We start from the raw sequence: 20,573 nt of genomic DNA, 5'->3' as shown, positions 1-20,573 counted from the left end.
CCCTCGATCAGGGAAGCGCCGTCGCCACCGTGGTCCGCGCAAGGTAGATCTCGATCGCCGAGGCTACCGACGCGGCAAACCCCTTGCGCCAACCCGCATTCGCCAGCGCGCGCGCATCGTCCGGGCTGCTGATGTAGCCCGCCTCGATCAGGGCCGAGGGCAGATCCAGCGATTTCAGCACAACGAAAGCCGCTTCGCGCTCCGGATCGGTGTGGAACCGTATCCTGCCCTCGCCCTCGCGCCGCACCAGGCCGCCGAAGGCCTTGGACCGCTCGCGCATCTCGCGCTGCGACAGGCTGACGAGGATCGCGGTCACCGCATCCGATTTGCCGCCGAGATCCACGCCATTGACCGTGTCGGCCTTGTTTTCCCGCCGCGCCACGGCATCGGCCACGGCGTCCGAACCCCGGTCTGAAAGGGTGTAGACCGTCGCCCCCGTCGCCTCGGGCGATTCCGAGGCGTCGGCATGGATCGAGACAAAGAGATCCGCCTTCAACCGCCGCGCAATGCCCGACCGTTCCTCCAGCGCGAGGAAACGGTCCCCATCGCGGGTCAACGCCACGCGCACGCGGCCATCGGCCAGCAAGGCATCGCGCAGCGCCAGCGCGAGCGACAGGGTGACCATCTTCTCCCTCTCACCGCCCTGTCCGCTTGCACCGGGATCGTGGCCGCCATGCCCGGCATCGATCACCACCAGTGCCCGGCTCGCATCGGCAGGTCCCTCCACCTTGGGCAGGCCAATCTGCGCCTCGCCCGTGGGCAGCTTGATCCGCACGACATAGTCGGGAACACGGACGGGGACGGACAGAGCAACGGCAAACAGAATCGCGAGCGCCGTCGCAACGGCCAAGGGCGCCGCCAGCACCACCGCGATCAGGACCCTTCTTGTCATCGGCTGCGGCTATGCAATGCCGACCGCCAGCCGGTCCAGAGCGAATTGCGCCGGATCGTGGCAGCTTGCCCCGCGCCTGCAACGTACCCGCAGCCTCACTGTCATGGTTTTAATTGCTGGTTCGCAAATCCGGTGCTAGCAGTGTCATCTTGGAACGAGCCCGGAAAAGCCTCGGCCCCGCCCCCGTCAAGTTGCTGCAAGGCCTTAGAGCGCATCGCAGTCAATCGGGACAAGGCGTTGCCCTGGAACGGTTTTTGGGCTCCGACCAGATGAAGAGGCGAGTGGGCATTCCGGATGTTTTCCGGTCTCACTCGCACCAGAGGTTGATGTCTTGATGCAAATCCGTGCACTGTTCGAGCCGAGGAGCCCCATGGGGGCCCGTGCGGGCTTGGCGTGCATCGGTCCGTGCCAGTCGCCACGGACCATCATCTGGGCAGACACGCACCAACCGCCGCCGGGCGGCGAGCGCACCGGGCACGCAACAGCGGCCCTTCCAGCGCTGCAAACCGGCACATCCGCATTCGCGAAATGCCCCGCACCGGCTCCGGCATCTGCCGGCACCGGCGGGCAAGGCTATCGCGCTTTCACATTGAACCGCGCCCAGTTCCCGGGTTCACCCCCGTGGCCGCGCGGCTGGAGACTTTATAATGACAACGCGCATGCTGATCGATGCGCGCCACCAGGAAGAAACCCGGGTGGCGGTGCTCAATGGCAACCGGATTGAAGAGTTCGATTTTGAATCTGCTGATCACAAGCAGATCAAGGGCAACATCTATCTTGCCAAGGTAACCCGGGTCGAACCGTCGCTGCAGGCGGCCTTCGTCGATTTCGGCGGCAATCGCCACGGGTTCCTCGCCTTCAGCGAAATCCATCCCGACTATTACCAGATTCCCAAGGAAGACCGCGAGGCGCTCCTTGCCGAGGAAGCCGCCCACGCCGAGGAAGAAGCCGCCCTGCGTGCGGCCGACGAAGCCGAGCACGGCGACGATCTCGACGATGAGGACGGCGGCGACGACCGGTACGACTACGAAGGCGTCACCGAAGTCGATACCTCCGAGAAGGATGATGTCGCCACGATCGAAGGTGGCGTCGTCGAAAGCAGCTTCGAGGACGAGGGCTCTGACGAAAGCGGCGAGCAAGCGGGTGAAGAGCAGGGCGAAGATGATGGCCGCTCGCGCCGTCCGCGCCGCCAGCGTGCCCCTCGCGCCCAGGCGCGCGAGGCCGATGATCTGCGCGCCCGCCGCATGGCGCTGCGCCGCCGCTACAAGATCCAGGACGTGATCCAGCGCCGCCAGGTGCTGCTCGTTCAGGTCGTCAAGGAAGAGCGCGGCAACAAGGGCGCTGCCCTCACCACCTACCTCAGCCTTGCCGGCCGCTACTGCGTGCTCATGCCCAATTCGAGCCACGGCGGCGGCATCAGCCGCAAGATCAGCTCGGCAGCCGACCGCAAGCGCCTCAAGTCGATCATGGCGGAGCTCGAACTCCCCCGCACGATGAGCTGCATCGTGCGCACCGCCGGCCTCCAGCGCACCAAGCCCGAGATCAAGCGCGACTTCGACTATCTCGCCCGCCTGTGGGACGAGATCCGCGAACGGACGCTCAAGTCCTCCGCACCGGCGCTGATCCATTCGGACAGCGACCTCATCAAGCGGGCGATCCGCGACATCTACAACCGCGACATCGAGGAAGTGGTGGTCGAGGGCGAGCACGGCTACCGTGCCGCCAAGGACTTCATGAAGCTCCTGATGCCCAGCCACGCCAAGCGCGTGCGGCAGTATGTCGATCCGGTGCCGCTGTTCCAGCGCTATGGGGCAGAGGATCAACTCACCGCGATGTACGATCCGGTCGTTCAGCTGAAGAGCGGCGGCTACCTCGTGATCAACCCGACCGAAGCGCTTGTCTCGATCGATATCAACTCGGGCCGCTCCACCAAGGAGCATGGCATCGAGCAGACCGCGGTTGCCACCAACCTTGAAGCCGCGCGCGAAATCGCCCGCCAGCTGCGCCTGCGCGACATGGCCGGCCTTGTCGTGATCGACTTCATCGACATGGAATACGGCTCGAACGTCCGCAAGGTCGAAAAGGCCATGAAGGACGCGCTCAAGAACGACCGTGCCCGCATCCAGGTCGGCCGCATCTCGGGCTTCGGCCTGATGGAAATGAGCCGCCAGCGCCTGCGCACCGGCGTGCTCGAAGCCACCACCCGCGCCTGCCCGCACTGCGATGGTTCGGGCCTGGTGCGCACGGCTTCGTCGGCCGGCCTTTCGGCGCTGCGCATGATCGAGGACGAAGCCGCCAAGGGCAAGGGCACGATCATCACGCTCTATGCCAGCCAGGAAGCGGCGATCTACGTGCTGAATGCCAAGCGTGCCGATCTGGCCGAGATCGAGCATCGCTATGGCGTGACTGTAGAAGTCATTCCCGAAGGCGAGAACGAGGGCGCCAAGATGCGCGTCGCCTCGCGCGGGCCCAAGCCCTCGTTCGTGCCACGCTTCGAGCCGATCATCGAGCCTGAAGACGACACCGACGTCGAAGACGATTACGCCGACGAGGAAGAAGCCGAAGAGCAGGACGAGCCGCGTGGTGAGCGCCGCGAGCGCGAGGACGGTGACGGCGAAGGCGGCCGCCGCAAGCGCCGCAAGCGTCGCCGGGGCCGTGGCCGCGACCGCGATGGCAACGAGATCGCCCAGTCAGCCGGGCATGAAGGCGAGACCGCCGAAGCCGATGGTGACGACGAAGGCGACGATGACGGCGAACGCGGCGAAAGCGGCGAGCGCGCGGACGACCGCAACGAAGATCGCAACGACGAACGAGGGCCGCGCAAGCGCCGCCGTCGTGGTCGTCGTCGGCGCGGTGGCCGCGGTGACGGCGAAGCCCAGAGCGGCGATGCCCAGGGTGATGACGGCCAAAGCGACGACGCAGACAGCAGCGATGGCCCTGCAGACAGCGCTGCCGAGGCTGTCGAAGCACCGGCACCCGTTGAAGCTGCCGAGGAAGCCCCCGCCAAGCCGCGTCGTTCGCGCCGCCGCAAGGCGGATGCCGAGCCGGTAGAAGCCGAGGCTGAAGCGCCTGCGGCCGAAGCAGCGCCGGAGCAGGAAGCAGTTGTGGTCGAAGCCGAGGCTGAAGCCCCCGCCAAACCCAAGCGCACGCGCCGCAAGAAAGCCGATGCCACCGAAGCGGAAGCGCCGGCAGTCGAGGCTGCAGCGCAGGCACCTGTGCCTGCCCCCGCGGAAGAAGCGGCAGCGGAAGCTCCCGCCAAGCCAAAGCGCGTGCGCCGCAAGAAGAGCGACGCATCCGAGCCGGAAGCACCTGCGGCACCTGCACCCGAAACCGCAGAGGACGCCCCTGTCGCAGAGGCCGCGCCGGAAGCCGCACCGGAAGCCCCTGCCGCAGCCCCGGCAGCCGCCGATGCTCCGGCCAGCGACAAGCCGGGCGAGCCGCGTCGCGGTTGGTGGCAGCGCACCTTCGGCGCCTGATCGGGAACGTTCAGAGCCGGTAACAGAAAGGCCCTCCCCGGCATCCACGCCGGGGAGGGCCTTTCGTTTGGGGCGCTGCGTCGTTTCAGGCGAGACGCGTTGCGGAGCCCCATTCCATCCACGCGGCCCAGCGCGGATTGCCGGGCAGATAGCCCTTCCCGATCGGCGCCACGTCGAACCCGGCATGGCGCACAGCGGCGGTGACAGGCCGGGTCAGGTGGCAACCGCCGGCAATCGGCTTCCAGAAGGGCTCGATCCGCTGCTGCCAGCGCTGCACGTCCAGATCGGGCGCGCTGCCGTGTTCGAGGAACAGGAGTTGCCCGCCCGGCTTCAGGATTCGGCGCAGCTCCGAAAGCACGCGCTGCGGGTCTTCCACCGAACACAGCGTGTAGGTGCACACCACCGTATCGAAGCTCTCGCTGGCGAAGGGAATCGCCTCGCCCACGCCATGGCGGATGTCTGCCGCCCAGCCCTTTTTCGCCGCTTCGGCCCGTGCAAAATCGAGCAGCTTGTCGGATGGATCGATGCCGGCGAAACTGCTCACCGCCTGCGTGTCGTAGAACTGCTGGTTATAGCCGCCGCCGCAGCCGATCTCGAACACCGCGCCGCGCGCCTGGGGCACCACCTGCCCGCGCAGTTCCATAATCGCCTCGGCACCGCAGCAGGTGCGGATCAGGCGCGGGACCATGTGCCGATCCCAGAACGCTTTGAAGCCCATTGCCGATGCCCTTTCCTCGCCCGTTCGGCGCTGATCTTGCACGCCCCGACGCAGGCCGACAAGCACAGGAAAACAGGGATTTCTGGAAACGAATATTTTGCCGCGGCAGATCGTTGCAGGCCAAATTGGCCGTTAGCAAGCCTTCTATATATCTGTTTAATAGACAGATTTTTTCACGAAACCCGTTTCGGAAGGGTACAGCGCGTTAGGGGTTTTTTAGCAGGTTGTGCGTAGATAAGTCCTTGCTCACCACGGAAGACACGAGGGGTGAGTGGCGCGTGGGGCGCCAACTCAGGAGATCGAACATGACGCTTTTCAAGAACCTGCTCGCTAACGAAGAAGGCGCGACCGCCATCGAATACGGTCTGATCGCCGCTCTGATCGCTGTTGCCGCCATCACCGCCATGGGCGCGCTCGGCAACTCGCTGTCGAACACGTTCAACCTGGTTTCGACCCAGATGAACAACGCTTCGGACGGCAAGCTCTAAGAGCTTCGCGCAAGCGCAACGTTCGGGGGCGGGGAACTTCGGTTCCCCGCCCCTTTCGTTTGGGAATGGAAGATTGGCTTTCACCCCGACCTGTCACCTTGGGTAGGCCGGTTTGCCACCCTCCCCTCTTGCCCGCCGCCACGGTTTCGCTAAGGACTGTCGAACCGATTTTTCGAACCAGATCAGAGAGAGACGGCGCGATGGCGACCTTCACGCTTCCGAAGAATTCCAAGGTCAATGGCAAGTCACGGCATTTCCCTGCCGCCACCCAGGGCCGGATCCAGAAGTTCAAGGTCTATCGCTACGATCCCGATAGCGGGGAGAATCCCCGCTACGATACCTTCGAGATCGATCTCGACCAGTGCGGCCCGATGGTGCTGGATGCGCTCATCAAGATGAAGGGCGAGCAGGATCCGACGCTGACCTTCCGCCGGTCGTGCCGCGAAGGCATCTGCGGCTCGTGCGCGATGAATCTCAACGGTCGCAACGGCCTTGCCTGCACCACCGCGATCGCGGACCTCAAGGGCGAGATCAAGATCACGCCGCTGCCCCACATGGAAGTGATCAAGGATCTCGTTCCCGATTTCACCCACTTCTATGCGCAGTACGCCTCGATTCGCCCCTGGCTGCAGACAGTCTCGCCCACGCCTTCGGGCAAGGAACGCCTGCAGAGCCCGGAGCAGCGCGAAAAGCTCGATGGCCTGTACGAGTGCATCCTGTGCGCCTGCTGCAGCACCTCGTGCCCCAGCTACTGGTGGAATTCCGACAAGTTCCTCGGCCCCGCCATTCTGCTCCAGGCCTATCGCTGGCTGGCCGACAGCCGCGACGAGATGACCGGCGAACGCCTCGACGAGTTGGAAGATCCCTTCCGTCTCTATCGCTGCCACACGATCATGAACTGCGCCAACGTCTGCCCGAAGGGCCTTTCGCCGGCGCGTGCGATCGCTGAAATCAAGAAGATGCAGGTCGAGCGCTCGCTCTGAGGCGGGTGCTCAGCCGCCACCTGCCATGTCCGTCGACAACGCCGCCTTCACCTATGGTCCCTCGGCGGACCATCCCGGCTGGTATACCTGGGACCTGAAGGATCAGGACCGGTTCAATGCCTTTGTCATGGGCAAATTGCTGGTCCGGCGGGAAGACCTCCCGGGCGGCGGCCCTGCGGTGCGCCTGCGCATGTTCCCTGAGCGCCGCCACAGCAACCTGCTCGATGCCGTTCACGGCGGGATCACGCTCTCGCTGATCGACGTATCGTTGTTCGCCTGCATGCGCCACGCGATCGATGGCGATGCCGCCGGCTCGGTCACGCTCGATCTCTCCACCCAGTTCATCGGCGCTGGCATCGTCGGCCAGCCGCTCGATGCCGTGGTGGAGGTCCTGCGCGAAACCCGCCGCCTGCTGTTCCTGCGCGGCACGGTGGTGCAGGAAGACCACCTCGTCGCGGCCTTCAACGGAACCGTGCGCAAGCCCTCGTCACGATGAGCGGTCTGGCGGACCGCTACGCCGCACTGGTCGCGGCTGGCGAACTGAAGCCCGATCCCGAACAGGCCGCCGCCGCCGCCCGACTGGAAGCCCTGCAACACGAACTGGAGCGCCCTGCCCCCAAGCCCGGCCTTGTCGGCCGCCTGCTCGGCAGCAAGCCGCCCGCCAGCCCCCGCGGGCTCTATATGTGGGGCGGCGTCGGGCGCGGGAAGTCGATGCTCATGGACCTGTTCCACGATACGCTGGAGGCAGGTCCCAAGCGCCGCGCGCACTTCCACGAGTTCATGCTCGACGTCCATGCCCGCCTGCGCGTGGAGCGGCAGAAGGAACGCGGCGACCCCATTCCCCCCGTCGCTGCGGCCATAGCCGCCGAAGCGCAGGTGCTCGCCTTTGACGAGATGGTCGTGAACAACAGCGCCGATGCGATGATCATGGGCCGCCTGTTCACCGCGCTGATTGCCGATCTGGGCGTTACCGTCGTCACCACCTCGAACCGCGCGCCGCAGGAACTCTACAAGGACGGGCTCAACCGCGAGCACTTCCTCCCCTTCATCGCCTTGATCGAAAACCGGCTGGACGTCGTCGCGCTCAACGGCCCGACCGACTATCGCATGGTGCGTATGCAGGGCGTGAACACCTGGCACGTCCCCAATGGTCCCGCGGCGACCGCGGCCGTGCGCGAAGCCTTCTTCCGCATGACGGACTACCCGCCAGAGGACAGTGTCCACGTGCCGACCGGCTCGCTCGATCTCGGCGGCGGGCGGACCTTGCACGTGCCCAAGAGCCTCAAGGGCGTCGCCGTATTCAGCTTCAAGCGCCTGTGCGGCGAGGCGCGCGGCGCGGCGGACTACCTCGCCATTGCGCGGAACTATCACACCGTGATCCTTGTCGGCATTCCGCGCCTCGGCCCGGACCAACGCAACGAGGCCGCGCGCTTCGTCACGCTCATCGATGCGCTATACGAGCACAAGGTGAACCTGATCGCGACAGCCGATGCGGAGCCGGCGGACCTCTATCCGGCCGGCGACGGCCGCTTCGAGTTCGAGCGCACGGTCAGCAGACTGATCGAGATGCAGAGCCTGGACTATCTCGCGCTGGGGCATGGCGAGACTTGATCTGGCGCGACTGCCGGAACGCTGCGGACCGAGGTGAGAGAAACTGATACCAGGTTTCGAGCCGTCGCCAGAGTAGCCGCCCTCTCGAGTGCTCTTGGCTGAAACACTATCTCGGGGTGCCTGCCAGACACCGTCAAACCTTAATGATCGACGCCCGCCATGGCTGCGCTTGCCGGTGTGGAGGACCGCATGGTTCCGCGTCTTGCCATCTCGCTCACCCCCGCATCCAGACGCAAAAAAGGGCCTGAAACAAAGGTTTCAAGCCCTTTTTAAAGCTGGACACTTCCAGTGATTACAGGAAGCGGCGGAAAAGAATGTACCACATTGGATGGCTCCCCAGAACGTTTCTGGAGATTCGTTTACCATTCCCATTCATGGTTAACAAGTTCTAAATGCTGCGAGTTTGGTTGCTCTTCTGCGATTGCTCAAACATCGCGCAAAATGCCGGAAAAGCCTGGGGACGGCCAAGGTGGAAGCCCTGCGCGAAGTCACAGCCGAGATCGCGCAGTGCCAGCAGCGTCGCCTGATCTTCCACGCCCTCGGCGACGACCTGCTGGTTGAGGGCATGGGCTAGCGCAATTGTGCTGCTCACAATTGCATGGTCCCGCGGGCTCGTGGTGACGCGCGAAACGAAGCGCCTGTCGAGCTTGAGTTCATCGCTCGGCAAGTCCGCCAGATAGGCAAGGCTCGCCTCGCCCGTTCCAAAATCGTCAATGGAAAGCCGGAAGCCCATACTGCGCAGCTGGCTGAGGTTGTGGCAAGCCGCCGGTCGATTTCGGACACCCGACGTTTCCGTGATCTCCACCGTCAGGAGCGACGGGTCGATGCCGCGACGAGCGACGATCTCCGCAATATTCGGCACAAGATCAGGCTTGTCGACCATCTGGGCCGAAAGGTTGATGCTCATGAGGAAGCGGTGGCCATAGGCATTCAGCTTGAGCGCTGCCGTGATCGCCTCCTCGAGCACCCAGTACGTCAGGGCATCGATCCGGCCGGCACGCTCGGCCTGCAGGATGAACGCATCCGGACTTATGGCACCGCGGGTTGGATGGTTCCAGCGAATCAGGGCCTCGGCACCATAGATCCTCTGATCGGCCAGGCTCCATTGAGGCTGGAATGCCAGCCAGATATCCCCATTGCGCAGGCCTTCGTCGATGCGCGCGTGAAGCGACAGCTCCCAAGGCGCTTCGGCAAGGCGATTCGCCTCGAAGAGTTCAATCGCCCGGCCATTGCCAAGCGCTTCATTGGCACTGGCCAGTGCCGAATTGACACGCGTGAGCGTGTCGAGGCCTTCGTTGCGGTCCAGCCCGAAATGAATAGTGGTGTCAAACGTGTGATGACCAATCTGCAGAGGCGCGGAGAAAAGCGCCCGCAGGCCCTCGAGATGGCCAATCTGCATTTCCAGCGGCCGCGCTTCCTCGGTCCAGGCGAAATGCCCCCCGTCACCCTGATAGATTGTCTCGGCACCCGCGCCGATCGAGATGCGCCGTGCAATCTGCCGCGCATATTCGCCGTGAAGCGAGGCAGGCAATGTGGCGAGGATCTCCTCGAAGCGGGCGATGACGGCGACAACGACATCACGGCCGACCTCAAGCTCATTGTTCGAGAGCGCAAGAAGGTTGGGGAGACCTGACGCGTTGGTCTGCTGGATGCGGCGCGTCCGCTTCTGCCAGATGCGCAGCGCCCCGTAGCACATCAGCGCGAAGATCGCCGGTGCCGGACCCAGCACGATTCCCGCTGTGCGAGCCATCGCCGGCAATACGATAATCGCTGCGACAAGGATGGCATAAGCCGGAATTCGGAACCGGTAGCGCGCGATGCGATTCGCCATCAGCAGACCGAGGATCGTCAGGGCGAGGAGCGGCAACGGGGTCAGATCGAGAGAGAACGGCTTGCGCAGCGCCGAGGCGCCGGCAATGTCGTGCACCAGCGTCGGCACCATTTCGTGGCCGAAATAGCCGGCCAGAGGCGCTTGGCCCGGCGAAGTGACAATGACCGTGCGCCCGGTTATCGCAGCAGCTGCAACCTTTCCCTCCAGCAAGTCCTGGGCCGAGACCTTCGGAATTGTCGCAGGCTCCAGCGCGTAGTCGGGATAGTACGTCGTTGCCTGCACGTTCTGCAGATGTGCGAGCCGGACACTGAGCGTCGGATAGGTCTTTCCGTTCAAGACAACCGAAACAGGCCCGGAAACGATGTTGTATATGAAATTGCTGTTCCAGGCCGAGACCACAATCGGTGCATCACCGACGATGCTATGTGGCGGAAAGAGAAAGGCCGCCTCGGAGAAACTGTCCAGATTCTGCTGGCGAACAACGAAACTCAGGTCGTGATTGAAGGAGGCGATGGCCTTTGCGAGTGCCGCATCGCCGAGCGGGTCGGCACCGGTCTGGACCTTGGCGTCAAAAAAGAGCTCCCGCGGCATCATCGCGCGCAGGTGTTCGATGACTTTTGCTTCTTCAGCGCTGCCGACGCCCTTTTCGGCGTCGAGCGAAACGATCACGATGTCCTGTCGAGCCGGATGGCTGACGAACTTGTAGAGGTTGTTCCAATAGATATGATCAATGGGCTCGACGAAGCCCGTCGGCCACGACGCCAGTGCAACCAGAAACAGGATTCCGATCGTCGATCGGAAGAACATGCGCATGCGTCACCGCCCAGCTGTGGTGATCGATGCCTAACGGCCAATCCTTTCGATCCCCTTACTCTGGTTAATATATACTGACCGAAAAGGGCAAGTCAGCCGAGCAGCGCAAGGCTCCGCTCGAGCATCAGCAGTTGCCAGATGAGGCGGCTGTGATCGCTGGTTCCCGCGATATGTGCCTCGGTCAGCGCGGCAAGGTGCGCGGTGTCGAACCAGCCCGTCCGCGCCAGCGTGCCACCGGAGACCACGCGGCGCGCCTCGCCCGCCAACGGTCCGCGCAGCCATGCGGCAATCGGGGTGACAAAACCCATTTTCGGGCGGAACAGGATATCCTCGGGCAGATAGCGCCGCATGGCCTGCTTCATCAGCCATTTGCCTGTCGCTCCGCGCACCCGCATCCGCTCCGGCAGCGCAGCACCGAATTCGATGAGGCGGTGATCGAGGAGCGGCTCACGCGCCTCGAGGCTCACAGCCATGCTGGTCCGGTCGACCTTGGTCAGGATGTCGCCCGGCAGGTAGAACTTGAGATCGGCATATTGCGCCTTGTCGAGCCCGCTCTGCGCCGGGGCGCCCTGCATCAGCGCGACAAACGGCTGTTCGGCGCGGTACGCGCCGCGCAGCCGCCGGAACTCGTCCGAATAAAGCGAGGCGCGCAATTCCGGCCCGGTCACCGCAAGCGCCCGCGCGTAGCCTTCCTCTCCGCTCGCCGCGAGGCTCAGCAGGGTCGTCTTGGCGCGGAGCGGCCGCGGCGCCCAGTCGAGCTTGGGATAGACCGCACCAAGGGTGCCAAGCAGCGGCCGGCGCAGCGCAGCCGGGAACAGGCCGCGCACCTGCTCCTCGCGGTGCTGGAAGGTCTGGCGGCGATAGCCGGCAAAGGCTTCGTCCGCGCCGTCACCGGAAAGCGCGACGGTCACGTGTTCGCGCGCCAGTTGCGAGACACGGTATGTCGGCAGCGCCGAAGCGTCGGCAAAGGGCTCGTCGAACATCGCGGCCAGCGTATCGACCAGCGCGAAATCGTCTGCGCCTACGATCCGCTGGTGGTGCTCGGTGCCATACTGCGCCGCGATCCGCCCCGCATACTCGGTCTCGTCAAGCGTCCTGACATCGAAACCGATGGTGCAGGTCTTGACCGGCTCAGGGCTCGCTTCGGCCATCAGGGCCACCACGCTGGAGCTGTCCACCCCGCCCGAAAGGAAGGCGCCGAGCGGCACGTCCGCCACCATGCGCGATGTCACCGCCTCGCGCAGATGGTGCAGCAGATGCGCACCGAGATCGGCCTCGCTCCCGCGCTCGCGCCGTTCGAACGAGACGTCCCACCACTGCACCGACGGCGGCGGCGGGGCATCATGGCGCAGCAGGCGGTAATGGCCGGCCGGCAGTTTTTCCACGCCCTTCAGGATCGAGCGGGTATCGGGCACGAACCCCCAGGCGAGGTAATCCTCTACCGCCAGCGGATCGATCTCACGCCGCAGCGAGGGATGCGCGAGAAGCTGCTTGAGTTCCGAGCCGAAGATCACGCTGCCGTCAGACAGGGTTGCCATGTGCAGCGGCTTCACGCCGAGCCGGTCGCGCGCCAGCAGCAGCGTCCGCTGCCTAAGGTCATAGAGCGCGAAGGCGAACATCCCGTTGAGGCGCTGCAGACAATCCACGCCCCAGCGCTGCCACGCGGCAAGGATCACCTCGCTGTCGCCATCGGTGCGGAAGGTCGCGCCTTCGGCCTGCAATTCGCGGCGCAGTTCGCGGAAGTTGTAGATCTCGCCGTTGAACACCAGCATCGCGGCACCATCGGCCGAGGCCATCGGCTGCGGCGAACCGGCCAGATCGATGATGGCGAGGCGCAAGTGTCCGAGCCCTACGCCCGGCGCAGTCCACACCCCCTGCCCGTCCGGTCCGCGATGGGCGGCCACCGCACACATGCGCGACACCCGGTCGGGGTCGACCGGCTTCAAGCCCTCGGTGTGGAAAATTCCGGTGATGCCGCACATGGGCCAGCGCTTACCGGACGCGCGCCATGCGGTCCATCCACGGCACGATGGGGCCGGTGGCGGCAAGAAAACTGCGGATCGCCGCCTCGGGCGGCGGCGCGCCCTCGCCCGTCCCGGTGCCAGCTTCAGCCGAGAGGATCAGCGCCATCGTCGCGCGCGGACGCAGCAGCAGACGGTCTTCCATGTTGGCCAGCTTGAGCCGCGTGTTGCTCCCGGTCAGGAGATCACCCGTGCGCAGCCACGTCACGGCAAGGCGGTGCACGGGCCCCGGGGCCTGGATCACATCGCTCTTCGCATCGGCGAACGCCGGCCCCGGCTCTTCCCACGCCCAGCGGCTGCCCAGCGGCAGCGCGCCTTCGCCGAACCCGCCCGCTTCCTTGCCATCCCCCTGCGCGGCATAAAGCGCGAAGGACAGGTCCACCGTGTGGCCCTTGCCATCGGCATAGCGCGCGACCAGCCGGTGATCGGCACCGCTGTGCAGCGGGTGCCATTCGGCCTTGGCGGCGCTGTCATCGAGGTGCCAGCCCGGCACATCCGGCAGGGCGATGTAGTCCGGCATCGGTGCCGCAATGCGGCTTGCCGCGGCGCTCCAGGCAAGGCCGGCGAGCGCGAGCGCCGCCAGTCCGCCCAGCACCATCGGCACCGGCAGCGCCATGCGCTCCAGCCGGGCGAGCAGGGGCGAGGCTTCGATCGCCGCGCCATCGACCAGCGGCGCGTCAACCTCGCGGTCGAAGAAGCGCCAGCCGGCGGCCATGACGAGGCCCATGACCACCGCGAAGAACACCCAGCCGTAGAAGATGTGGTCGAAACTGGCGGCAAACGCGATACCGCGTGATCGCGCGATGAAAATCGTCCCCCAGGCCCGCACGCCGTTCGCCAGCACCGGCACCACCAGTGAAAGCGCCATGAATCCGGCTCGCCTGCCCCAGCTTGCAAAACACACGTTGGAAACCAGTGCGCCATAGGCGATCATGGCGATGAGGAACTTCACCCCGGAACAGGCCTCCGCCACTTCGAAATACCCGAAGCGTGTGGTGATGAAGACCCCGTCGACCGTCGCGGGGATCTGGCTCAGGGCCAGCAGCACCATCGTCAGCTTTGCCGTGATCGTCTGCAGGAACGGAATGAGTTCATCGCCAAACGGCACGAGCGTAAGCATGTAGCCCAGCGGAAAGAGCTGCGCCGCCGCCACGCGCGGGCCAAGAAGCGCCAGCGCCGCGCCCTGCAGCATCACCACCACGGCAAGCTGGCGGGCCAGGTTGAGCCCGGAGAACTCCCCCAGCACCCACAGGAACACCGCGCCGCCGGTCACCAGCAGCCCTGGCCACCAGGCGCGGGGCACCAGCTGCGCGGTCTCGTTCGCGCGTTGCAGCGCGAGCCAGACCAGAATCGGCGGGATGAGCAGGATATGGTTGTAGGTCGAGCTGTCCCACCACTGCCATGCCATGTCGCGCCAATCGCCCAGGAACAGCACGATCAGGACCAGCCATGCCGCCGCCAGCTGGATCAGCGGCATGCGCCAATGCGCCGGCACGCGGGCCAGCGGGCCAAGTGGCCGGGGCGGCAGCGCAAGGTCAGGCAGCATCGGCCTCAAGTCCGGAAATCAGCATGCGCAGCGGGGCCAGAACCCGATCCCAGCCGCATTCCGCCACCACGAAGCATCGCGCCGCTGCGCCCATTACCGCCGCCTCGGCGCGATCCGCCAGCAGCGCCAGCGCCCGTTCGGCCATGGCAGCAGGGGCTTCGGCCAATGCGAAATGCTCACCGTCGCGCCCGTCGATACCGGTGGCCGCTGCCGGGGTCAGCAACACCGGGCGCGCCATGGCCATCGCCTCGAGCACCTTGTTCTGCACGCCGCGGGCGATCAGCAGCGGCGCGGTCACGATATCCGCGCCTGCCAGCCACGGCCGCACATCGGGTACCGCTCCGGCCACGACAGTGCCGTTCACCCCCTCCAGCGCCCGCACCGAAGCCGTCGGCGCGCGGCCGACCACGGCAAAGCGTGCGTCGCCATGCACCGAGCGGATGCGCGGCATCACCTCATGGGCAAACAGCTCCACGGCGGTGACATTGGGCGGATAATCCATCTGCCCGGTGAACACGATGGTCGGCCCCGCATCGGAGAGCTCCGGCGCGGGGCTGACCGCGGCCGGGTCGAACAGGGCCGTATCGATCCCGTTGCCCAGCGTGCGCACATCGGGCCGCACCCCGAATGACAGCCGGCTTTCGAACAGCGCCCGCTCCTGCGCCGTAATGAACAGGCTGGTCGTCGCGCGGCGCGCCACCCTTTCCTCGAAGCGGCGCAAAAGCCGCGCCTCGCGGGCATAGAGCAGGCGGCGCGGCAGGGCGCCGGTCCGGGCATAGGCCTCGAACTTTGCCGAATCGACGTCGACGAAGTCCATCACCACCCGGCCGCGGAACTCGGGCGGGACATATTGCGCCATCTGCCCGGAGAATACGAATATCGCCGAGATCGGGCGGCTTTCCAGCACCTCTGCCACCCAGCGCCGCAGCCTGGCCGAGGAGAACGCGGCAAGGCTTACCGGCAGCCCCTGCCCCAGCGCCGCAAGCGCGGCCAGCGGCAGCGGAGCACTGCGGCGCACCACGCAATGGCTCGCCGCCACGGCTGCAACCGCCCCTTCCTGCGCGAGGTCCGCATCATCGTCGGCCAGCGCGCCCACGTGCACCGGCGCAAGCTCGGCGATGCGCCGCAGCAGGTGGTTGGAGCGGATCTTGTCCCCCCGGTCGGGCGGGAACGGCACGCGGTGCGCGAGGAAGAGGATCTCGCTCACGCCAGACCCTGTGCGATGATCGGGCCAAGCCGGTTGGCGATGCCCAGCGGCAGCTTCTGCCACAGCGCGATCTTGGCCTTGTAACGCGGGCTGAGCGGGTTGACGTCGCGCGGCGCCGCGCCATCGGCGCTCCACACCGCATAGCTCAGCGGCTGCGGCTCGAAACCCCAGTTGCGCTTGAAATGATAGGCGCCGGTGTCAGTCTTGGACCGGCCGAAGTCGAACCTGTCGCAGCCGCGGCTGCGCGCATAGCACATCAGCGCATAGTACATCACGTCGTTGGCCCGCAGCGCGCGGGCCGCGTGCACACCGCCGCCCCAATACGGCATCACCGCGCCGCGGTGGTAGAGACTGAGCACCGAGGCGACCGCGCGGCCGTCCTGCAGCACGGTCAGGATATCGGCATCCTCGCCGAACGCATCCATCACCGCCTCGAACAGCGCGCGCGGGAAGACCGGTGTGCCCAGATTGCGGACGGACTCGGCGTAGACCCCGTAGTGCCAGTCGCGGTCCTGCCGGTCGCGGCCCACGCGCACATCGAGGGTGTTCGCCAGCCCCTTGCGCACTTCGGCGCGCTGCTTGCGCGGGATCCAGGTGAGCTGCGCCTCGTCATCGGCAGCCAGCGGCGCGACGAAGCCGGCGTGGCTGTCGCGCTTGATATGCCAGGCGGGGTCCTCCGGCATCGGCCCGCCGCGCACTTCGAGCGTCGGGCATGTCAGGCGCCGCGCCAGTTCGGTGGCGGCAGCAAAGAGTTCGCCCGCAGCCGCCGCATCGCCGACGATACCGCCGCCCACGGCAAATCCCGTTGAAACCAGCGCACGACCGAACAGCGGCGAATGGACGGCATGGAGCGGCAGCAGCGCGGCAATCGTACCTTCACGTTCGGCCAGCAGGACATGCGCCGGGTGCCGCGCCGCGCGTGTCACCGCCTCCAGCCACTCCGGCCGATGGAACGGCGTGGTCCCGTCCGCTTCCCCGACAAAGCGCGCAACCGCCCCGCGATCACCCGGATCGGCAAGGCGAACCCTGATCAGCGCGGGCCGGAACGGCGCGTTCATGCCGCCACCTGCTCGGCATCGAGGCGGGCCGCCTCGGCGGCGACCACCGCATCCATGCGGCCCCACTGGAAGGCCCCGAGCAGGCGCTGCAACTTGCCCGCCATGGTGCCCAGATTGGTGTAGTGCCGCAAACGCGAGCGCAGCGGCGCATCGCTGCGGCGCGGCTGGCCAGGATCGATTTCCCACGGATGGAAATAGAATGCGGCAGGTCGGCCGTCGCGGCGGTTCACACGCTGTATCGCCCAGCGGGAGACGGCATAGGGCAGCAGACGGAAGAACCCGCCCCCGCCCGCTGCCATCCGGCGCCCAGCCCATTCCACCGTCGTCACCGGCACTTCGACCAGCGATGATCCGGCGACCGGGCGAAACGCAAAGCGCGGTGCCTCGCGCCAGCCGTAGTGATCGTGAACGATCGGCGCGACGCTGGATGAGTAGGCATAGCCATGCTGCGCCAGCACTTCGTGCGCCCAGGGCGTGCGCGCATCGATCGAGAAGCTCGGCGCGCGGTACCCCGTCACCGCGCTGCCGCTGCTGTCTTCAAGCACGGCGCGCGCCCGCGCGATGTCTTCGGCAAACGCCGCCTCGCCCAGGGTAAACACGCGTTTGTGATCCCAGCCGTGGCTGGCGATCTCGTGGCCCTCAGCGGCGATCCTGCGCATCATTGCCGGGTGCCGCTCGGCCACCCAGCCCAGCGTGAAGAATGTCGCCTTCACACCCGCTTCGTCAAACAGGGCCAGCACGCGGTCGCAGTTTGCCTCGACCCGCCGGTCAAGCCCGTCCCACGCGCCGCGTGCGATCACCTGTTCGAAGGCGCCGACCTGGAACCAGTCTTCGACATCGACCGACATGCCGTTGAGCACGGCACCAGCCGAGGCACCGGAAGCCGGCGGACGAGCAAGATCAGGGCCGGACATGGCGGCAGCGGTCCTTTCAGTCCGGGCGGATCAAGCCGCCCGCCGGGGCGTTTCGTTCTCAAGCCATTCGATCAGCATCGTGAGCACGTGGCGGATCGCCTGCTCCTGCTCGGCACCGCGCGCCTCGAGCATGACGATGCGCTGCTGCAGGGCGCCCTGCGCCGCTTCGAGCGCTTCGAACCGGGACTCGGTCTCCGATGCCCCTGCGGGCGGTGCGGGCATGTCGGCCAGCTCGAGCACCGCGCGCTGCAGCTCGACGATCTGGTCGGCATGGGCGGCAAGGGCCTTCTGGAGCCCCGCAAGGTCCGCGATGGCCGCAGCAGAAGGAGACGCCTGCGGCGCTGCAGACGACGGGGCGGGAGCGGCGGGCGCTTCCGCTGCGATCAAGGGCGCAGGGGCCGGTGCCGGAGCGTCGGGATCGGCCAGCGTGCCGTCGCGCTCCAGATCGGCGATCACCTCGGCCAGCATGGCGGGCTCGATGCGCGACTTCTGCTCGACCGCACCCATCAGCATGAGGCGGCCGACAACCTGGTTGATCCGGCGCGGCAGGCAGCCGGTGGCCTTGGCCAGGTCGGCAAAGACCCGGGCATCGAACGCCGGGTTTCCGTTCCAGCCGACACAGGCCAGGCGGTGCAGCACATAGGGGCCGACTTCTTCAGGCTGCATCGCATCGAGATGATGCGTCGCGATCACGCGCTGGCGCAGCTGCTCCAGCCGCGGCGAGTTCTGCAGAAGGTCGCGGAATTCGGGCTGGCCCAGCAGCAGGATCTGCAGCAGCGGGTGCGCACCCAGCTGGAAGTTGGAGAGCATCCGCAGTTCTTCCAGCGCCTCGATCGAGAGGTTCTGCGTCTCGTCCACCACCAGCAGGCAGCGGCGCCCGGCACGGGCTTCCTCGTGGAGGAAAGCCTCGATCAGGGCGAGCGCGCTGGCCTTGTCATGCCCCGCGGCGGCCAGCCCGAAGGCGCGCGCCGCCATGTGGACCATTTCCCCGCCGTCCAGCCGGCTGGTGACGATCTGCGCCGCGGTCAGCCGCTGACGGTCGATGGTGGCGAGGAGATGCGCGGCGAGGGTCGACTTGCCCGCGCCGACCGCGCCGGTGATGACGATGAAGCCTTCGCCCTGCGCGAGGCCATAACCCAGATACGACAAGGCTTTGCGGTGCGTTCCGCTCTCGAAATAGAACTCCGGATCGGGGGTAAGCTGGAAGGGCCGCCCGGTCAGCTTGTAGAAGGTATCGTACATTGTGGGGGTAAGCCCTTCTGTTCAGAAATTGTAGCGCAGGGCGACCTGCCCGGTTGCGACCAGCTCGTCGGCAAGGACCTTGCGGTTGAGGGCATCGAGCCCGACCGCCGCGCTGCCGACCAGGCGGCGCGTGATCTGGCGCGAGAGCCCCGCGTTGACGCCGGCCGCATTGACATCGCCAAGGTCCGAGACGCCCGACTTGTACCAGCTGTCGTAGACGCCGATGGTGAAGGCCGTGAGCCGGTCGATCGGGCCCGAGATCTGGCCGTTCACGTAGATCGTCTCGTCGGTCCGGCCATTGGCGGCGGCCAGCACGGTGCCCCGCGCGCCGATGAACTTGCGGCGCAGATAGCCCGCCCCCAGCCCCATGGTGATGCGGCCGGCCACGTGGCTCCACGATGCCGAAACGCCCCGGGTGCGGAAGGCCGCCGAAGCGATCGAGCCGAGCGCCCCGTTGACACAGCCGCCGCCCTGCGCCCCTGCCGCGCAGCCCGAGATATCGCCGCTGAACGGATTGCGATCGGTGCTGAAGTCGGTCGGCAATCCGCGAACGGCGTTGCCCACGGTCGAACCGAACCCGCTGACCGCATCGAACACGTCGACCTTCAGGGCGTTGCGGGCATTGGGCGTGTAGGAGAGCGAGCCATAGTAGGTCATGCTGTCGTAGCGGCGACCCACAAAGGCGCTGAGAGAGGTGCGCCGGCTCGGCCGCCACATCACGCCGACATCCCAGGTCATTCCGGTCACGTCATAGGCAATCTGGCGCGGCTTCGACTTGTCGGTCACATAGCGGCCGTCGCTGCCCACCACCGGCACGCCGCCCGGCCCGCGCACGGCATCGCGCGAGGAAACCTTGACGTCCTGCCAGCCCACATCACCGATCAGCGCCAGCTCGGAATTGAGCGGCAGCGTCGCCTGCACGCCCGCGCGCAATTCGCGCACGCGCTGGTCGAGGTTCTGGATGTCTTCCTGATTGAAGCCTGCGCTCGCGGTCAGCCCGATCGGCAGCACGGTGCCCGGCGCGATCCCGGCGGAAAGCTGCGCGGCCTGCGCCACCGAATGGTTGAAGATATCACCCTGCGGTTGCGGCTGGCTTTGGGGCTGGCCCGCCGGCAAGCCCGTCACAGCGAGGCGCGGCGTGTTCACCTTGGTATAGCCGACAAGGTACGAGCCCTTGACCGCGACATCGCCCGTCTGGGTCGAGAAGGCAGGCCCGGCATAGACCGAGTAGACCTGCGCCACCTGGTCGCCGGTTTCCACCGAGGAGCCGATGTTGGCTGCTCCGTTCGCATCGAACCGGGTCCGCGTGGCAAGCCCGCCCGCCTCGATCGTCAGCCGGCGGGGAATCAGGTCGTGGCGCACGCGGGCGAGGCCCGAAATCGTGTCGTTGCTGCGGATGTTGCCACTTTCGGCAAAGCGCCGCTCGTAGCGGACAGAGACCGCACCCTCGGTGCGGCGCCCGGCAAGCGACATGTCGACCCCTGCCGCGATGCTCGAATACGTCAGCACCTCATGCACCGGCTCGAGCCGTGCGAGCACGCTCTGGCTAAGCTCGATGTAGGGCTGGATCTTGACCCGCCCGGTGCCGCTGGCACTGCCGCTGCTTCGCTCGCCTCGCGCGTCGGAAATGCCGGGCGCGGCGCTGCTGCCGCCGGAAACGCCTTCGCTGTCACCGGGATCGCCATAAGGTAGCGTCTGCGCCCGCGCCTCGCCGGCCAGCAGGCCGGCCGCAAGCACGGTGGCGATGAACACATGGGTCGAGATGCGCGCCAT

At 66.4% G+C, this 20,573-nt stretch carries 15 protein-coding genes; 5 read left to right on the top strand and 10 right to left on the bottom strand.

From position 1 onward, the window contains the following. Positions 1 to 7 precede the first annotated feature (7 nt). Complete coding sequence (locus AQZ52_RS09210) at positions 8 to 892, bottom strand: N-acetylmuramoyl-L-alanine amidase family protein (protein ID WP_067908780.1); 885 nt, start codon at positions 890 to 892, stop codon at positions 8 to 10. A gap of 647 nt (positions 893 to 1,539) precedes the next feature. On the opposite strand from AQZ52_RS09210, the gene AQZ52_RS09205 reads away from it, so the two are divergent. Further along, the gene (locus AQZ52_RS09205) at positions 1,540 to 4,368 is read left to right on the top strand and encodes an Rne/Rng family ribonuclease (protein ID WP_067908776.1); all 2,829 of its coding nucleotides are present in this window, start codon (positions 1,540 to 1,542) and stop codon (positions 4,366 to 4,368) included. Positions 4,369 to 4,453: 85 nt separating this feature from the next. Here the strand turns inward: AQZ52_RS09205 and AQZ52_RS09200 are convergent, their stop codons facing one another. After that, positions 4,454 to 5,086 (bottom strand): class I SAM-dependent methyltransferase, encoded by a 633-nt coding sequence (locus AQZ52_RS09200; RefSeq protein WP_067908775.1) that lies wholly within the window; start codon positions 5,084 to 5,086, stop codon positions 4,454 to 4,456. 305 nt (positions 5,087 to 5,391) lie between these two features. On the opposite strand from AQZ52_RS09200, the gene AQZ52_RS09195 reads away from it, so the two are divergent. The 4 genes from AQZ52_RS09195 to zapE all read left to right on the top strand — a co-directional run bounded on the left by AQZ52_RS09195 (position 5,392) and on the right by zapE (position 8,168). Further along, on the top strand, positions 5,392 to 5,574 hold the full coding sequence (locus tag AQZ52_RS09195; protein ID WP_054120896.1) for a Flp family type IVb pilin: 183 nt from the start codon (positions 5,392 to 5,394) through the stop codon (positions 5,572 to 5,574). A 200-nt stretch (positions 5,575 to 5,774) separates the two neighbouring features. Then, the gene (locus tag AQZ52_RS09190) at positions 5,775 to 6,557 is read left to right on the top strand and encodes a succinate dehydrogenase iron-sulfur subunit (RefSeq protein ID WP_067908772.1); all 783 of its coding nucleotides are present in this window, start codon (positions 5,775 to 5,777) and stop codon (positions 6,555 to 6,557) included. Positions 6,558 to 6,582: 25 nt separating this feature from the next. After that, positions 6,583 to 7,053: a PaaI family thioesterase gene (locus tag AQZ52_RS09185; protein WP_067908769.1), complete on the top strand. Its 471-nt coding sequence runs from the start codon at positions 6,583 to 6,585 to the stop codon at positions 7,051 to 7,053. Further along, entirely contained in the window at positions 7,050 to 8,168 is a 1,119-nt protein-coding gene (gene zapE, locus AQZ52_RS09180) for a cell division protein ZapE (RefSeq protein WP_067908767.1), read from the top strand. The genes AQZ52_RS09185 and zapE overlap by 4 nt, the downstream gene beginning before the upstream one ends. A gap of 388 nt (positions 8,169 to 8,556) precedes the next feature. Here zapE and AQZ52_RS18480 read toward each other — a convergent pair whose 3' ends face one another. The 8 genes from AQZ52_RS18480 to AQZ52_RS09140 all read right to left on the bottom strand — a co-directional run bounded on the left by AQZ52_RS18480 (position 8,557) and on the right by AQZ52_RS09140 (position 20,573). Beyond that, complete coding sequence (locus tag AQZ52_RS18480) at positions 8,557 to 10,812, bottom strand: EAL domain-containing protein (protein WP_156424834.1); 2,256 nt, start codon at positions 10,810 to 10,812, stop codon at positions 8,557 to 8,559. A gap of 92 nt (positions 10,813 to 10,904) precedes the next feature. Further along, on the bottom strand, positions 10,905 to 12,794 hold the full coding sequence (locus tag AQZ52_RS09170) for an XrtA/PEP-CTERM system amidotransferase (protein WP_067908764.1): 1,890 nt from the start codon (positions 12,792 to 12,794) through the stop codon (positions 10,905 to 10,907). Positions 12,795 to 12,804: 10 nt separating this feature from the next. Continuing rightward, entirely contained in the window at positions 12,805 to 14,379 is a 1,575-nt protein-coding gene (gene xrtA / locus AQZ52_RS09165) for an exosortase A (protein WP_082697648.1), read from the bottom strand. Then, positions 14,369 to 15,586 (bottom strand): TIGR03087 family PEP-CTERM/XrtA system glycosyltransferase, encoded by a 1,218-nt coding sequence (locus AQZ52_RS09160; protein WP_067908761.1) that lies wholly within the window; start codon positions 15,584 to 15,586, stop codon positions 14,369 to 14,371. Before AQZ52_RS09160 ends, xrtA begins: the two co-directional genes overlap by 11 nt. Beyond that, positions 15,583 to 16,644: a FemAB family XrtA/PEP-CTERM system-associated protein gene (locus tag AQZ52_RS09155; RefSeq protein WP_067908758.1), complete on the bottom strand. Its 1,062-nt coding sequence runs from the start codon at positions 16,642 to 16,644 to the stop codon at positions 15,583 to 15,585. The genes AQZ52_RS09160 and AQZ52_RS09155 overlap by 4 nt, the downstream gene beginning before the upstream one ends. Beyond that, positions 16,641 to 17,558 carry an XrtA system polysaccharide deacetylase gene (locus AQZ52_RS09150; RefSeq protein WP_205626426.1) on the bottom strand — a complete coding sequence of 306 codons (918 nt, stop codon included), beginning with the start codon at positions 17,556 to 17,558 and terminating at the stop codon, positions 16,641 to 16,643. The genes AQZ52_RS09155 and AQZ52_RS09150 overlap by 4 nt, the downstream gene beginning before the upstream one ends. A gap of 30 nt (positions 17,559 to 17,588) precedes the next feature. Next, a complete protein-coding gene (locus AQZ52_RS09145) occupies positions 17,589 to 18,800 on the bottom strand; it encodes an XrtA/PEP-CTERM system-associated ATPase (protein ID WP_067908755.1) in 1,212 nt (403 codons plus the stop codon). A gap of 21 nt (positions 18,801 to 18,821) precedes the next feature. Beyond that, positions 18,822 to 20,573: a hypothetical protein gene (locus AQZ52_RS09140; RefSeq protein ID WP_067908752.1), complete on the bottom strand. Its 1,752-nt coding sequence runs from the start codon at positions 20,571 to 20,573 to the stop codon at positions 18,822 to 18,824.

Origin of the sequence: Novosphingobium fuchskuhlense (genome assembly GCF_001519075.1) — a bacterium.
In the GTDB taxonomy this organism is placed as follows: Bacteria; Pseudomonadota; Alphaproteobacteria; order Sphingomonadales; family Sphingomonadaceae; genus Novosphingobium; species Novosphingobium fuchskuhlense.
Note: the sequence above shows the minus strand (reverse complement) of the source record. Positions and strands in the feature narration are given on the sequence as shown.